Source organism: Streptomyces sp. NPDC092369 (assembly GCF_044755245.1).
Classification (GTDB): Bacteria; Actinomycetota; Actinomycetes; order Streptomycetales; family Streptomycetaceae; genus Streptomyces.
On record NZ_JBIVQP010000001.1, the window covers coordinates 941,800 to 956,017 of the forward strand.

12 protein-coding genes and 1 tRNA gene are annotated in these 14,218 nt (G+C 70.7%); 6 read left to right on the top strand and 7 right to left on the bottom strand.

The features are described 5' to 3' along the window. Positions 1-10: 10 nt before the first annotated feature. Positions 11-1,840, bottom strand: a complete 1,830-nt coding sequence (locus ACIQI8_RS04165; RefSeq protein WP_402344735.1) for an ABC transporter ATP-binding protein — start codon at positions 1,838-1,840, stop codon at positions 11-13. A gap of 200 nt (positions 1,841-2,040) precedes the next feature. On the opposite strand from ACIQI8_RS04165, the gene ACIQI8_RS04170 reads away from it, so the two are divergent. Together ACIQI8_RS04170 and ACIQI8_RS04175 are read left to right on the top strand one after the other, a co-directional pair. Beyond that, positions 2,041-3,045, top strand: a complete 1,005-nt coding sequence (locus ACIQI8_RS04170; RefSeq protein WP_402346672.1) for a glycoside hydrolase family 43 protein — start codon at positions 2,041-2,043, stop codon at positions 3,043-3,045. Positions 3,046-3,068: 23 nt separating this feature from the next. After that, the gene (locus ACIQI8_RS04175; protein ID WP_402346673.1) at positions 3,069-3,983 is read left to right on the top strand and encodes an amidohydrolase family protein; all 915 of its coding nucleotides are present in this window, start codon (positions 3,069-3,071) and stop codon (positions 3,981-3,983) included. Here ACIQI8_RS04175 and ACIQI8_RS04180 read toward each other — a convergent pair. Both ACIQI8_RS04180 and ACIQI8_RS04185 read right to left on the bottom strand, forming a co-directional pair. Continuing rightward, positions 3,967-4,824, bottom strand: coding sequence for an oxidoreductase (locus ACIQI8_RS04180; RefSeq protein ID WP_402344737.1), 858 nt, complete (start codon positions 4,822-4,824; stop codon positions 3,967-3,969). The two genes, ACIQI8_RS04175 and ACIQI8_RS04180, sit on opposite strands and share 17 nt — an antisense overlap. A gap of 16 nt (positions 4,825-4,840) precedes the next feature. Further along, positions 4,841-6,289 (bottom strand): aldehyde dehydrogenase, encoded by a 1,449-nt coding sequence (locus ACIQI8_RS04185; RefSeq protein ID WP_402344738.1) that lies wholly within the window; start codon positions 6,287-6,289, stop codon positions 4,841-4,843. A 135-nt stretch (positions 6,290-6,424) separates the two neighbouring features. On the opposite strand from ACIQI8_RS04185, the gene ACIQI8_RS04190 reads away from it, so the two are divergent. Then, on the top strand, positions 6,425-6,964 hold the full coding sequence (locus ACIQI8_RS04190) for a TetR/AcrR family transcriptional regulator (RefSeq protein ID WP_402344740.1): 540 nt from the start codon (positions 6,425-6,427) through the stop codon (positions 6,962-6,964). 39 nt (positions 6,965-7,003) lie between these two features. Then, positions 7,004-7,921 (top strand): SDR family NAD(P)-dependent oxidoreductase, encoded by a 918-nt coding sequence (locus tag ACIQI8_RS04195; protein WP_402344742.1) that lies wholly within the window; start codon positions 7,004-7,006, stop codon positions 7,919-7,921. A gap of 49 nt (positions 7,922-7,970) precedes the next feature. On the opposite strand, the gene ACIQI8_RS04200 is transcribed toward ACIQI8_RS04195, so the two are convergent. The 3 genes from ACIQI8_RS04200 to ACIQI8_RS04210 all read right to left on the bottom strand — a co-directional run bounded on the left by ACIQI8_RS04200 (position 7,971) and on the right by ACIQI8_RS04210 (position 11,697). Then, positions 7,971-8,858: an NAD(P)-dependent oxidoreductase gene (locus ACIQI8_RS04200; RefSeq protein ID WP_402344744.1), complete on the bottom strand. Its 888-nt coding sequence runs from the start codon at positions 8,856-8,858 to the stop codon at positions 7,971-7,973. Continuing rightward, positions 8,858-10,150: an MFS transporter gene (locus ACIQI8_RS04205; protein ID WP_402344746.1), complete on the bottom strand. Its 1,293-nt coding sequence runs from the start codon at positions 10,148-10,150 to the stop codon at positions 8,858-8,860. The genes ACIQI8_RS04200 and ACIQI8_RS04205 overlap by 1 nt, the downstream gene beginning before the upstream one ends. 215 nt (positions 10,151-10,365) lie before the next feature. Beyond that, positions 10,366-11,697: an alpha/beta hydrolase-fold protein gene (locus tag ACIQI8_RS04210; protein ID WP_402344748.1), complete on the bottom strand. Its 1,332-nt coding sequence runs from the start codon at positions 11,695-11,697 to the stop codon at positions 10,366-10,368. A 260-nt stretch (positions 11,698-11,957) separates the two neighbouring features. Between ACIQI8_RS04210 and ACIQI8_RS04215 the strand changes: the two genes are divergently transcribed. Continuing rightward, positions 11,958-13,379: a hypothetical protein gene (locus ACIQI8_RS04215; protein ID WP_402344749.1), complete on the top strand. Its 1,422-nt coding sequence runs from the start codon at positions 11,958-11,960 to the stop codon at positions 13,377-13,379. A gap of 102 nt (positions 13,380-13,481) precedes the next feature. Here ACIQI8_RS04215 and ACIQI8_RS04220 read toward each other — a convergent pair. After that, positions 13,482-13,555, bottom strand: a tRNA-Pro gene (locus ACIQI8_RS04220). Between the two features lie 164 nt (positions 13,556-13,719). Between ACIQI8_RS04220 and ACIQI8_RS04225 the strand changes: the two genes are divergently transcribed. Next, positions 13,720-14,214 (top strand): excalibur calcium-binding domain-containing protein, encoded by a 495-nt coding sequence (locus ACIQI8_RS04225; RefSeq protein WP_402344751.1) that lies wholly within the window; start codon positions 13,720-13,722, stop codon positions 14,212-14,214. Positions 14,215-14,218: the final 4 nt, after the last annotated feature.

A 14,218-nucleotide genomic window follows, 5' to 3' on the forward strand; every position in this document is an offset into this window, starting at 1 on the left:
GGTGTCCCGTTCAGTTCACGTCGGCCCGGGCGGCGTCGTCGTCCGTCGGGCTGTCGGTGAGGAAGCCGCCGGACTGGTGGCGCCACAGCTTGGCGTAGGCGCCTTCGGAGGCCAGCAGTTCCTGGTGCGTGCCCTGCTCGACGATCCGTCCGCGGTCCAGGACCACGAGGCGGTCCATGCCGGCGACCGTGCTCAGCCGGTGGGCGACCACGAGCGCCGTGCGCCCCTCCATGAGCCGCCACAGCGCTTCCTGGACGAGCACTTCGCTCTCCGAGTCGAGGGCGCTGGTCGCCTCGTCGAGGAGCAGGATCGGCGCGTCGCGCAGGATCGCCCGGGCCAGCGCGACCCGCTGGCGCTGGCCGCCGGAGAGCTTGATGCCGCGTTCGCCGACCATCGTCTCGAAGCCGTCGGGCAGTGCGTCGGCGAACTCCGTGACGTGCGCCGCCTCGGCCGCCCGGCGGATCTCGGCGTCGGTGGCGTCGGGGCGGGCGAAGGCGATGTTGTCCCGCAGGGTGCGGTGGAACATGGCCGGGTCCTGGGGCACGTAGGCGATCAGGCCGCGCAGGTCGGCCTGGCGGAGCCTGCTGATGTCCTGGCCGCCGATCAGGATCCGGCCGGCGTCCAGGTCCGTCATCCGCAGCAGCAGCCGGGTGAGGGTGGTCTTGCCGCCGCCGGAGCGCCCGACCAGGCCGATCTTCGCGCCGCCCGGCACGGCCAGGTCGAGTCCGTCGAAGAGCGGGGCGCCGGGTCCGTGGGCGAAGGTGATCCGCTCGAAGCGCACCGAGGCGGCCCGCACCGGCAGCGGATCCGGCGACGCCGGGTCGAGCACGGTCGGGGGCGAGTGCAGCAGCTCGGTGAACTGCGCGGCCTCCGTCATCGAGCTCTCCAGCCGCCGGTAGATCTGATTGAACTCGAACATGATCCGGGTGGCGTTCGTGTAGTACGTGAACGCGACCACGACCGCCTCCACACCGTGCCCGCCGCGGCTCAGCGTCACCGCGAGCAGCAGCCCGAGCGCGTTGGTCGCCACGGACAGCGGCGCGACCAGTGTGTCGATGCGCAGATTCCCGTAGTCCCAGGACATCAGCGTCAGCCGGCGGGAGGTGGCGACCCGGGAGCGGTGCTCGGCGGCCTCGCGCTCCTCGGCGGCGAACGCCCGCACGGTGTCCATGTTCATCAGGCTGTCGGCGACATGCCCCGACACCCGCGCGATGGCCGCCTCGCGCTGGTCCACCAGCCGCTGGCGCCGCCGGACGAGGGGCGCCACGCACACCGCCGTCACAGTGATCATCGTCAACAGGCCGACGACCAGCAGGGGTTCGTAGCGCCACAGCACGATCGACCCGAACAGCAGCGGAATCAGGCTGCCCATGATGTTGAACGTCAGTGTGTCGACGAACTCCTCGAACCGCGAGGCGAAACTGAGGACCCGCTTGGTCAGCGAGCCGGCGAAGTTGTCGTGGAAGAACGAGGCGTCCTTGGCGAACAGTTCGTCCAGACCGATCACATAGAGGTGCTCGATACCGAGCGCGTCCAGCCGGTTGAGGCAGTGCAGTCCAATCCGCCAGAGCGTCTCCGCGAGCAGCAGGACGACGGTGAAAGCGAGGACGTACGGCAGGGTCGCGCGCAGGCCGATGCCGTCGTCGTCGGCGATGCGGCCGACGAGCTTGGCGACGACCAGCGGCGCGATGTAGGCGATGCCGACGTTGCCCAGCGCGGGCATCAGCATGGCGGGCAGCGTCAGCCGCCGCAGCCGCGCCAACTCCCGTCCGTAGTAGCGAAGTGCGAGCAGCACCGAGCCGCGGCCCGGTAATCCTTCGTGCGATGCAGGCGATCCCATTGCCACCCTGTCGTCGTGTCCCCGCGTACGGCCAGGCATGGCAGTCTCCTGCGACCGGTACGACCCGGTCCACGCGTTTTTTCCGGCCTGCGGCGGGTGGTGGCCGGCCGGCGGCGGCTGGTGGGGCGGCATCGTGCGCAGGCGACTCAGGAGGTGTCAGAGGTCGCCCGTACGCTGGAAACGTGCCCCCGAACGAGCCGATGCGCCTGCCCGACATGCCGTTGCACGACCCCTTCGTGGTCGCCGACGAGCCGACCCACACCTACCACCTCTACACGTCCAACGACCCGTCCATGTCGGGCGTGGACGGCGCCGGCACGATGGTCTACCGCAGCCACGACCTGCGCGACTGGACGCGCCCGGTCGTCGTCTTCCGTACCGAGGACCAGCCGGGCATCTGGGCCACCGACGGCGCCTGGGCCCCGGAAGTGCACCGACGGGGCGGCAGGTACTACCTGTTCACGACCCTGCACAACACGGACAGGCCACTTCCCGTCCCGCCACCCGGCCGCTGGGGCACACCCTTCCGACTCCCCGCCCACATGCGGGGCACGATCACGGCCGTGTCCGACTCGCTGCTGGGCCCCTTCACCGTCGTCGACCCCTCCCGCCCCACTCCGCCCGCCCACCTCATGACCCTGGACGGCACGCTGTACGTCGACCCGTCCGGGCAGCCGTGGATGGTGTACGCCCACGAGTGGCTGCAGACGATCGACGGCACCATGGAGGCGATCCGGCTGGCCCCGGACCTCACCCGGACCGTCGGCGACCCGGTGCTCCTGTTCAAGGCCTCGGACGCGTCCTGGATCACCGAGCAGCTCCCCGCCGGTGTCCCGCACCAGCTCGCGCCCTACGTCACCGACGGCCCCCAGCTCCACCGCACACCCGAGGGCGCCCTGCTCATGCTGTGGTCGACGTACGAGAAGAACGTCGCCGCCGAGGACGGCACGGTCAGCGGCGGCTACGTCCAGACGTACGCCGTCTCGGAGTCCGGCGACCTCACCGGACCGTGGCACCAACGTCGGCCCCTGGTCCGGCAGGACAGCGGTCACGGCATGCTGTTCCACACCTTCGACGGACAGCTGATGATGATCCTGCACCGACCGTTCGACAACGCGCGGGGCACGTTGTACGAGATGGAGCTGGACGGCACGGACCTGCGCGTGCTGCGCCAACGGACCGACCTCGACGGCGAGTTGTCGTGATGAATGTCGACGCCCCTCAGCATCTGCCGAACGTCGATGTCCACCAGCATCTGTGGGGCCCCGCGTTCGTGGCAGCCCTGCGCGCCCGCACCGCACCGCCGTACCTGGACGGCTGGATCCTCCACACGGCCGGTGAGCCGCCTTACGAGGTCTCCGCCACCGACCACGACATCGCGCGACGCGCCGAACTGACCGCCGCCGACGGCCTCGACCGTGCCCTCGTCTCACTGTCCGCCCCGCTCGGCATCGAGTGGCTGCCCACCGAGGAGGCACGACCGCTGCTGGACGCGCACCACGAGGACGCGGCCGCACTGCCGGAACCGTTCGGGGCATGGGCGGCGGCCACTGTGCGGGACATCGACTCGGACGCGACGGCCGCGGCCCTGGATCTGGGATTGGCCGGCCTCCAGCTTCCGGCCAATTCCCTTGCCGACGCGGCTGGTTACGCCCGCTGCGCGCCGCTGCTCGATCTCCTTGAAGCCCGTGATCTCCCGCTGTTCGTCCACCCCGGGCCGGCGCTTTCCGGGGCGTCGGGTTCGGAGCTGTCAGGGCCCGGCTGGTGGCCCGCGATGGTTCCGTACGTCCAGCAGATGCATGCCTCCTGGTTCGCGTTCCGGGCCTTCGGGCGGCCCCGGCACCCCCGGCTGCGGGTCTGCTTCGCGCTGCTGGCCGGGCTCGCCCCGCTGCACGGGGAGCGCTTCGCGGCGCGGGGTGACGGCGCGGACGAGGTGGACCGGAACGTGTTCGTGGAGACGTCCTCGTACGGTCCGCGCGCGGTCGAGGCGGTCGTGGCGGCGCTCGGTGCGGAGGCCGTCGTCCAGGGCACGGACCGGCCCTATGCCGGGCCACCGGAGCGGCCGGGCTTCGGTCTGGGCGGGGCGGCGGAGCGGGCGTTCCGGGTCGACAACCCGTGGCGGCTGCTTACCGGGAAGGGGTGACGGGGAAGTCCGTCGACCGGCTGACGTCGCCCCACTTCTCGGCCTCCGCGGAGCGCTCCGCACCTGACTCCAGCGCGATGCGCAGCGCGTCCGAGCCGAGCAGCAGGCGCCGCGGCGGCTCCTCGGCGTCGACGATCTCCGCGATGGCCTGTGCCGCCCTGGCCGGGTCACCGGGTTCGTTGCCGTTGTACTCGGCGAACCTTCGCGCCCACTGGCCGACGGTCTCCTCGTAGTCCTCCCCGACCGGAACGGGCGAAGTGGCGGCTCCCGCAACCCAGTTGGTGCGCAGTCCGCCGGGTTCGACGATGATCACCTTGACGCCGAGGGGCGCCACCTCGTGGGCGAGCACCTCCGAGAAGCCCTCCACCGCGAACTTCGCGGTCTGGTAGGCGCCCAGGCCCGGGGTGCCGCCGACCCGACCGCCGATCGACGAGATCTGGACGATGTGCCCGGAGCGCTGCCGGCGCAGGACGGGAAGCACCGCCTTGGTCACGTTGACCACGCCGAACAGGTTGATGTCCAGCTGTGCCCGGAACTCGGCGTCCGGGATGTCCTCGATCGCCGCGCTGGTCGCGTAACCGGCGTTGTTCACCACGACGTCCACGGTGCCGAAGCGCTCGGTGGCCGCCGCCACCACCGCGCGGGCGTCGTCGGCATCGTTGACGTCGAGCGCCACGGCGAGCAGCCGGTCGCCGTGCTCTCGCGCGAGGTCGTCGAGGCGTTCCGGACGGCGGGAGGTCGCCACCACGCGGTCCCCGCGCTTCAGTGCTGCCACCGCGAGTTCGCGTCCCAGTCCGGCGGAGGCGCCGGTGATGAGCCAGGTCTTGGAAGTCATCGTCATGTTCTCTCTTCTTGGGTCAGGCCGGCACGGTGATCGTCTTGTGCTCGACGTACTCGGTGAGGCCGACGGCTCCGTACTCGCGCCCGGTGCCGCTCGCCTTGTAGCCGCCGAACGGACCGTCGAAGCCGATGGGTGCGCTGTTGACGGTGACGGTGCCGGTCCTGATCCGGCGGGCGACCTCCAGCCCGTGCTCCACGTCCGCCGTCCAGACGCCACCGCTGAGGCCGTACTCGGAGTCGTTGGCGATGCGTACGGCGTCGTCCTCGTCGTCGAACGGGATCACCACCAGGACGGGGCCGAAGATCTCCTCGCGCGCGATCCGCATGGTGTTGTCGACGTCGGCGAAGAGGGTGGGCTTGACGTAGTTGCCCCGCTCCAGGCCCGCCGGCGACTCGGGTCCCCCGGTGACGAGGCGCGCGCCTTCCTCGATGCCGAGCCGGATGTAGGACCGTACGCGCTCCCGCTGTTCTGCCCGGACCAGCGGGCCGATGAAGGTATCCTCCTCGGAGGGATCGCCGACCTTCAGTCCGTCGAGCAGGTCCTTGAGGGCGGTCACCACCTCCTCGTGGCGGCTGCGTGGCGCGAGCACCCGGGTCTGCGCGATGCACGCCTCGCCGTTGTTCATCAGCGAGGCGAACCGCAGCGCGGGCACCACCTCGGCGAGGTCGGCGTCGGGCAGGATGATCGCCGCGGACTTGCCGCCCAACTCCAGGCTGACGCGCTTGAGTTGACGTCCGGCGACGGCGGCGATGGAGCGGCCCGCGCCGGTCGAGCCGGTGAAGGCCACCTTGTCGACGCCGGGATGCGCGACCAGGTACTCGCTGGTCTCCCGGTCGGCCGGGAGGATGCTGACGACACCCTCGGGCAGCCCCACCTCGTCGAAGAGGTCGGCCAGCAGCATCATGCTGAGGGAGTTCTCCGGCGAGGCCTTGAGGACCACGGTGTTGCCCGCGAGCAGTGCCGGGATCATCTTCGCCAGCGCCGCCGAGAACGGTGAGTTCCACGGGATGACGGCGGCCACGACTCCGATGGCCTCGCGGCGTACGACGCTGCGGAAGGCGGCGTCGGGGACGGACGGGTCGAGCGTCTCCTCCCAGCCGAACTCGCGGGCGGCCTTGAGGTAGCCGAGCGCCTGCCGGGTCAGTCCGCCCTGGCCGGCCCTGTTGAACCACAACGGATTGCCGCGCTCGTCGGTGATCAGCCTCGCGATCTCCTCCGCCCGCTCCTCGCGCAGCTTGTTCAGGCGCACGATCAGGTCCTGGCGCTGCTCCGGAGTCGTATGCCGCCAGGGCCCGTCGTCGAAGGCCGCCCGAGCCGCCGCGACCGCGCGGTCGACGTCGGCCGACCGGGCCTGGACGGACCGGCCGACGAGCGACCGGTCGTGGGGTGAACGGATGTCGAGCGGGGTGGTGTCACTCGGGTCGGTCCAGCGACCGCCTGTGTAGAGCTTGTCGCGCACGATCATGGCGCCGCCTTCTCTCTGTCTCTGCCATGTAGAGGTTGACGCGATAAACGCTACGTCGATGTGACAGTTAATGCAACAAGCGCGGTGCTACTGTGGCGGTACAGCACTCTGGAACTACGGAAGGTGATCACCGCGATGAGAGCCGACGCGGCCCGCAACCTGGACGCGGTCCTGCAGACGGGGGCACGGCTGCTCGCGCGGGACCCGGCGACGACCATGGCCGTGATCGCCGCGGAGGCCGGAGTGGACCGGCGCACGGTCTATCGCCGGTTCGCGAGCAGGGAAGCCCTGCTGTCCGCCGTCTACGCGGCGAAGCTCGACGCCGCCGAGATGGTCATGGACGCGGTCCGCCTGGAGGAGGCACCGGTCGCGATCGCGCTGCACGGATACGTCGAGTCGATCGTCCCGGTGAGCCGGCGCTGGCCGGTGGACATCCGGCGGATGATGCAGGAGGACCCCGAGGCCGAGCAGCGGGCCGAGGCACTGCGCGAGCGGCTGGAGGCCTTCATGCGGCGCGCGGCCGACGAGGGGTTGATCCGGCAGGACCTGCCCGCCGGATGGGCGACGGCGCTGCTGGGCAACATGGTCGACACCATGGCCCATGTGTTCGTCGACATCGAACCGGGCCCGGCAGCCGACCTCGTGGTGAACTCACTCCTGCACGGCGTCGGTTAGCGCTCCCCACGCGGGCCCCGGCCACACCCTGGAGGAATCGTGAACGACAAGTGGACCGCCGAGGACGTGCCCGGTCAGCTGGGTCGCGTCGCCGTGGTCACCGGGGCCAACACCGGGATCGGTTTCGAGACCGCCAAGGTCCTCGCCGCGCGAGGTGCGGCGGTGGTGCTGGCGGTACGCGACACGGACAAGGGCAGGCGGGCCGCCGACCGGATCACCGCCGCCACTCCGGACGCGGACGTCACGGTCCAGCACCTCGACCTCACCTCGCTCGACTCGGTCCGCGCCGCGGCGGCCCGACTGCGGGACAGGCATCCGAGGATCGACCTGCTGATCAACAACGCCGGCGTGATGTACACGCCCGAGGGCACCACCGGTGACGGCTTCGAGCTGCAGCTGGGCACCAACCACCTCGGTCACTTCGCGCTCACCGGGCTGCTGTTGGACCGCATGCTGACGGTCGAGGGCTCCCGAGTGGTGACGGTCAGCAGCCTGGCCCACCGCATCCGGGCCTCGATCGACCTGGACGACCTGCAGTGGGAGCGCCGGTCCTACAGCCGGGTGGGCGCGTACGGCCAGTCCAAGCTGGCGAACCTTCAGTTCACCTACGAGCTCCAGCGCCGGCTGGCGGACAAGGCCCCGACCGTCGCCGTCGCCGCCCACCCGGGCCTCGCGGCCACCGAACTGATCCGGAACTCGGCGTTCGTCGTACGCACAGTCGTCACGGCGTTCAATCCGCTGATCTCGCAGCCCGCGGACCGCGGCGCGCTGCCCACCCTGCGCGCGGCGACCGACCCCGGTGTGCGAGGCGGCGAGTACTACGGCCCGCGCGGGCTCCGGGAGCTCAGGGGCTACCCGGTGCGGGTGCGGTCCAGCGAGTTGTCCCACGACGAGGCCCTCCAGCGCCGCCTGTGGGAGGCGTCGGAGGACCTGACCGGAGTGACGTTCCCGGTCTGAACGCGTGCCGCCGCAGGGGACTTCAGCCGCGCGGCCCTTGCCGCCCCGCTCATCGAGCGGCAGTGACGGCCGCGGCCACGTCGTCGTCCGCGTGGCCCCCCGCGATCGCCTCGTCCCACCGCTTCAACAGGGTTGCGGTGAGCGGTAGTTCCATCCCCTGCCGGTCGGCGGCCTCCAGGGCGAGGGCCGCGTCCTTGCCCGCGTGGTGGAGCGGGAAGCCCGGGGTGAAGTCGTGGTCGACCATGGCGTGGCCCTTGGCGGTCGCGTAGGCGGACCCGAGCGGGCTCTCGGCGAGGGTGTCGAGGAGGAGCTCGGGTGTCAGGCCGAGTGCCTCGGTGAGGCTGACGGTCTCGGCCATGCCCTCGACCAGGACGGCGAGCCAGTTGTTCAGCACGAGCTTGAACCGGCTGCCGTCACCGAGGTGTTCGAGCCACAGGGTCCGTTGACCGACGGCGTCGAAGAGCGGCTGCACGCGGGGGCGCAGTACCGGATGGCCGGAGGCGAGGACGAGCAACTCGCCCCGCTCCGCGGGTTGCGAGCTCCCGGACACCGGGGCGTCCACGAACCCAACGCGCCCCTCGGCGAGTTGGGCCAGGTGCTGGGTCGCGCCGACGCCGACCGTGCTCATCTGGACCCACACCGCGTCCGGGGCGAGCGTGGCCAAAGCACCGTCGACCCCGTTCATCGCGCTGTGGACGGCGGCCCCGTCGGTGAGCATGGTGATCAGGAACTCGGCGCCCGAGGCCGCCTCGGCAGGCGAGTCGGCGACCTGCGCGCCCTCCTGTGCGAGTGCCTCCGCCTTCTGCCGGGTCCGGTTCCACACCCGTACGGCGAATCCCGCGCGCAACAGGTTCCGCGCGATGGGGGCTCCCATGACCCCGGCGCCGAGGACGGCGACCTTCGCCTTCACGCTTCCGGTCTCGTTCCGTTCTGTCATCACACACGCTCCAAGGCGGAAGAATCAGGTGCGGCCGGTCCGTGGTGCCGGGCCCCTACGCCGACGGCGGCCAACAGGGCCAGCACCACGGCGGTGAACCACGTCGTCGCGTTCCCCAGACTCATGAACAGGCTGGCGACGCCGAGGCCGACGGGCAGCAGGGCCAGTCCGAGGTAGGAGGCGAGGAACAGGCCGGCCAGGGCCTCGCCGCGCTGGGTCGGCGCGGCCGTGGCGGCCACATGCCCGACGGCCGACTTGAACAGCACTCCGGCGCCCGCTCCGGCGAGGACGCCGGCCAGCAGGAACACGGGCAGACCCGCGAGGTGTACGCCGATCGCGAGGACGACCATCCCCGCGGCCTGGGCGAGCAGACCGACGTACCAACGCGCCCGGTCGCCGAGTCGGCCGGTGCCCGTCTGGGCCGCGGCGGCGGCACCGAACACCGCAAACACGACCAGTCCCGCCAGCGCGTGGGACGGGTGGTGCAGGGTGCCGGCGACGAAGCCGGGCGCCACCGAGGTGAACAGGCCGAACACGGCCATGGAGGTGAATCCGGCCGCCGCCGCGGCGAGGTACCCGCGGTCGCCGTGGGCCAACCCGACCCGCTGCGGACGGTACGCGGGCCGCACATCCGGCTTCCGGACCGTCTCGGGCGTCAGAGCGACAGCGGCCGCACCGATCAGCAGCAGGACGACGAAGACGGCGTACGGCAGTCGCAGCGGCGCTCCCAGATATTCGGCGAGCACACCCGCGGCGAGCGGACCCACGCCGAGGCCGCCGATGTTGGCCGCGGTCGACACGATCTCGAACCTTCGCGTCGAGGCGCCCGGCCGGTGCGCGGCATGCAGTTCGTGCAGATACGCCGTCGCGGTCGCCGTCAGCATGCCCACGCCGAGGCCGGTGACCAGCCGGGCGACGATCAGCACCGGCAGCGAGGCGGTGGACAGGAACAGCACCGCGGCGAGCAGTTCCAGCGCCAGCGCCGAGGTCATGACCTTCTTGCGGCCCAGCCAGTCGGACACGTGCCCGGCGAGCAGCAGGCTGGTCAGCACACCGACGGCGTAGACGGCGAACACGACGGTCACGGTGAACGTGGAGAACCCGTCGCGGGCCTGGTACAGCGGATACAGCGGGGTGGGGACGGTGGAGAACGCCATCGCCGTCACGAACACCGCGGCGACCGTCCAGAAACCGCGGCCGTACCGGCGGACGGTGTACGGAGCCCGGCCGGCTCCGTCCTTCGGGGTGGGCGCGGGATCCGTGCGCGGACCCTTGGCCGACGTCGACAACATCAGAACTCCGATCCCTTGACGGTGGATTCCGTCGGCGGCGGACCGGCCGGCCGGTTGTCGAACCGACCGGCCCTGGTTCACCGCCTGTCCTGTCCAACATGCGGATGGAGTCGTTGTTTCCCATTCGGCGGAGATGGTTCGAGATGGCGGTTATCTGTGTCGGAGATGGCTGCCACGCCCGCCCGGCACCGCACCGCCCTCCTGCCGGGACGGTCTCACCTCGACTGCCGCATGATCCAGTCCCGGATGCCCGGGATGGTGTAGGCGATGCGCCACGTGCCCATGTGCGCACTGGTGTCGGACCCGGCGGGGACGGTCGTGCCGGTCTGGAATGAGGCGTAGTTGACCGGGGCTTTCCGTGCCTTCAGATGGCGGACGTCCGCGGCGAACTGCGCGTCCGTGGAGTGTCCGTCCCACACGGCGGTGGCGACCTCGGTGCCCTGGTCCTTGATGACCTGGGTGATGGCGTTCTCGCCGGGGAAGGCCTTGTCGTCGTCCTGGGAGACGACGATCCAGAGCTTCTTGTTGGCGAGCGGGGCGGCCACGTCGGAGGGCCACTGACCGGCGACGACGTACGCGGCCGCGAACAGGTCCGGGTACTTGATGTTCAGGCCCAGCGACATCATGGCGCCCATCGACTGGCCGGTCGTGTAGCGGCGGTTCTCGTCGATGGCGTACTTCTCCGTCACCGCCTGGACGAGGTTGGCGGTGGCGTCGAACAGCGTCGAGGGCACGTAGGTGTCGTCGACGACCACCGAGCCGTACTCGGGGGCGAGGACGAAGCACTCGTGCCTGGCCTGGTCCTCGGGGCCGGCCCAGCACACGGCGCCCAGTCCCTGGACCAGGGGTCCCTCGGTGGCGACGTTGACGACGCTCGCGTCGTGCAGGAACAGCACGAGGGGGTAGCGCTTGCGGCGGTCGTGGCCCTTGGGGACGAAGAGGTTGTACCTGAGGGTCTGTCCGGTGGCGGGGTCTTCGAAGGTGAACTGCTCGAAGTCGTCGACGACCAGGTTCACCACGGCAGTTGTCGTCAGCGTGGTGTCGCCGGCCGCGTAGCGGGTCCCGCGGGTCGTGGTGACGGTGCCCTGCTGGACGAGCGAGGCCTTCGCCGGCACGATCGTCCCGCCCGGCGTGCTGTCGCCGACCTTCGGCCCACCGCCGCCCGGTGCGCCGCCGGAGCCGCCCTGTCGCGTCTCCCACAGCGCCGCCGCCGTGTCGTCGGGAGACAGTTCGACGATGACGTAGCGGCCGTCCCGGCCCCGCCCGGCGAGGTCGACCGCGGTGTTCGCGTAGACCTTGGTGACCGTCCTGCCGGTGACGGTGAACGTCGACGTCGACAGAGCGGAGTTGTCGATTGCGCGGTCGTACTCGACGGCGACGGCAATGAGCTTCTGACCGTCGCCGAACACCTTCGTGATCGCGGTGACACCGCGGACGTGCTCGGCGATGGCAGCCTCGTCGTCCGATGCGGCCACCGCGCTGCCCGCGCCGACAACGGCCGTGGCTCCGGCCGCCACGGATCCGGCGATGAACGTACGTCGTTCCACCACAACACACACTCCTTGTTTCGAATCGACCGGCGATGGCGGAAACGTTAGGAACATCGGCTCGGGGAAAGCTGTGCGAATTCTCGCCATGCTCCGGCGGAGCGGTTCTTTTTCACAGGTCACGCAGAGGTTTCCTGGTCATACGCGGTAGTCGGAACGCGCAAGCTCAGATTTCACGACGCGCGCTATGTGGCCGTCGTCTCCCCTTGCAGCATCGGGTGTCTTCCGGATCCCTGATGTGAAGGAGAGTCGTGCATTCCATGCCTGCGGACGCGGAGAACCCCGAGAACCCCGATAACGCGGAGGACGGTGAAAAGCGGGACGGCCCGCTGCGTCGCCGCTCGTTTCTGAACGGTTCGCTCGCCGCGGTGGCGGTCGCATCCCTGAGCGGCGGTACGGCGACCGCCCGGGCGGCCGACCGGGACGCGGGCCAGGGCAGCGGCCCCTCGGCGGTGCTGAAAGCGGGTGCAGGCCGGGCCGCGATCGCGTTCCCCGCCTCGCTCCTTCCCCTCGACGGCTTCACCACCGTCCACGACGACCTGCACGTGCGCGTGCTGCTGTTGGAGAGCGGTTCCCGGCGCGTCGCGCTCGCCGTGCTGGACCTGACGTCGATCAGCGCGGAGGCGATCGCCGCCATACGGGTGATCATCTCCGCGGCGGCCGGCGTGGCCACGGCCGACATCGTCGTGACCGTCACGCACACCTTCTCCGCGCCGCACGTACAGGCCGCCGGCAGTAGCAGCGGGGCGGCGCGGTACGTGGAGCAGATCAAGCAGGCGACCTCGGCGGCGGTCGCGACGGCGGTTTCGGGCCTGAGGCCCGCACGGGTCGGCTTCGGCACCGGCACATGCGATGTGAACGTCAACCGGGACGTCCGTACGGCCGACGGCTGGTGGCTGGGCACGGGCGAGAGCGGCCCGTCCGACAAGAGCGTGGGTGTGACCCGCATCGACGACACCGCCGGCGAGCCGATCGCCGTCCTGGTCAACTACGGCGTCCAGTCCTCCGTGATGATGGAGTCGGTCATGGCCAACGGCGACCTGCCCATCACGGCCGACCTCGCGGGCGCGGCGGCCGGGCACGTGGAGGAGCAGTACGGCGGGGACGTCGTCGGGTTCTTCCTGGTCGGCTCGTGCGGTGACCAGGCACCGGCGTTCCGCTCCAAGCGGTACACCCTCGACAAGGACCTCAAGTGGTCGCAGGTCGACGCCCAGGACGCGGGCTGGATCCTGCTCACGGTCCAGGGCGAGCGGCTCGGCACGGAGGTGGTCCGGGTCAGCGAGACCATCAGGACGTCCACCGGCGGCGCGCCCCGACTCCGCCTGCTGACCGACTCCGTCACGGTCGACACGGTCCCCGGCGGCCACCCCACCGCACCGACGAAGACCTACGACTTCACCCCGACCGGCACGGCGCCGGTACCGATCTGGATCCTCCGCCTCGGCGAGGGCGTCTTCGTCGGAGTCTCCCCGGAACTCTCCACCGACACCGCCCTGACCATCAAGGCGCATTCCCCCTTCACACACACCGCGGTCATGTCGATGCTGGAGGGCGGCGCGAAGAACATGGCCGAATCCCGAAGTTATGCACGCGTCACCTACGAGGCGATGGACTCGTCGTACGCGAAGGGTTCGGCGGAGACGGTCGCGGAGAAAATCGGCGAGATACTGCATTCCCTGTGAGAGAACTCACCGACCGCACCTCGTGAGAAAGTCCCCCGCCACCAAAGACGTCCACGCAAAAGGGCCCTCACAGGCTCTCGCCCGTGAAGACCCTTCACACCGTCGGGACGACAGGATTTGAACCTGCGACCCCTTGACCCCCAGTCAAGTGCGCTACCAAGCTGCGCCACGTCCCGGTGCGGCTCACCCGTCGAAACGTGTGATCACGCAGGTAAACCCTACCGCATGCGCACGGCCACCCCGTACGGTCACGGATCGGTCACCGCCCCACGGAACGCCTCCTGCCGCGTGCTGCACAGCACTACCGTCCCCTCACGCGAAATACGCAGGGGGTACGAAGATGACCAATCCGTACAACACTTCACCCGGCTTCCCGCCCAACCCTCCGGCCGGCATCCCGCCGACCGGTCCCGGGCCGCGGTGGGCGAGAAAGCGCTACGTCGTCCCGGCGATCGGATTCGCCTTCCTGGTGGGCCTGTTGGCCGGCGGGGGCGACGACGGGAAGGAACCGGCGTCGGCGTCCGCCGCGCCTCGGGTCACCGCCACGGTCACCACGACCGCCACCGCGACGGTCACCGAGACCGCGGATCCCGAACCGGCCGCCACGGTCACCGTCCGGGCGACGCGGACCGTGAAGGCCACGGTCACGGCTCGGCCCGCCGAAGTCGCCGGTGGGAGCGACGGGGGCGACGGGGGTGACGACTCCACCGGGCAGGACGTGTACTACGCCAACTGCGCCGCCGCCCGCGCGGCCGGCGCCGCCCCCGTCCGGGTCGGTGACCCCGGATACGGGCGGCACCTCGACCGGGACGGGGACGGCGTGGGGTGTGAGTAGCGGG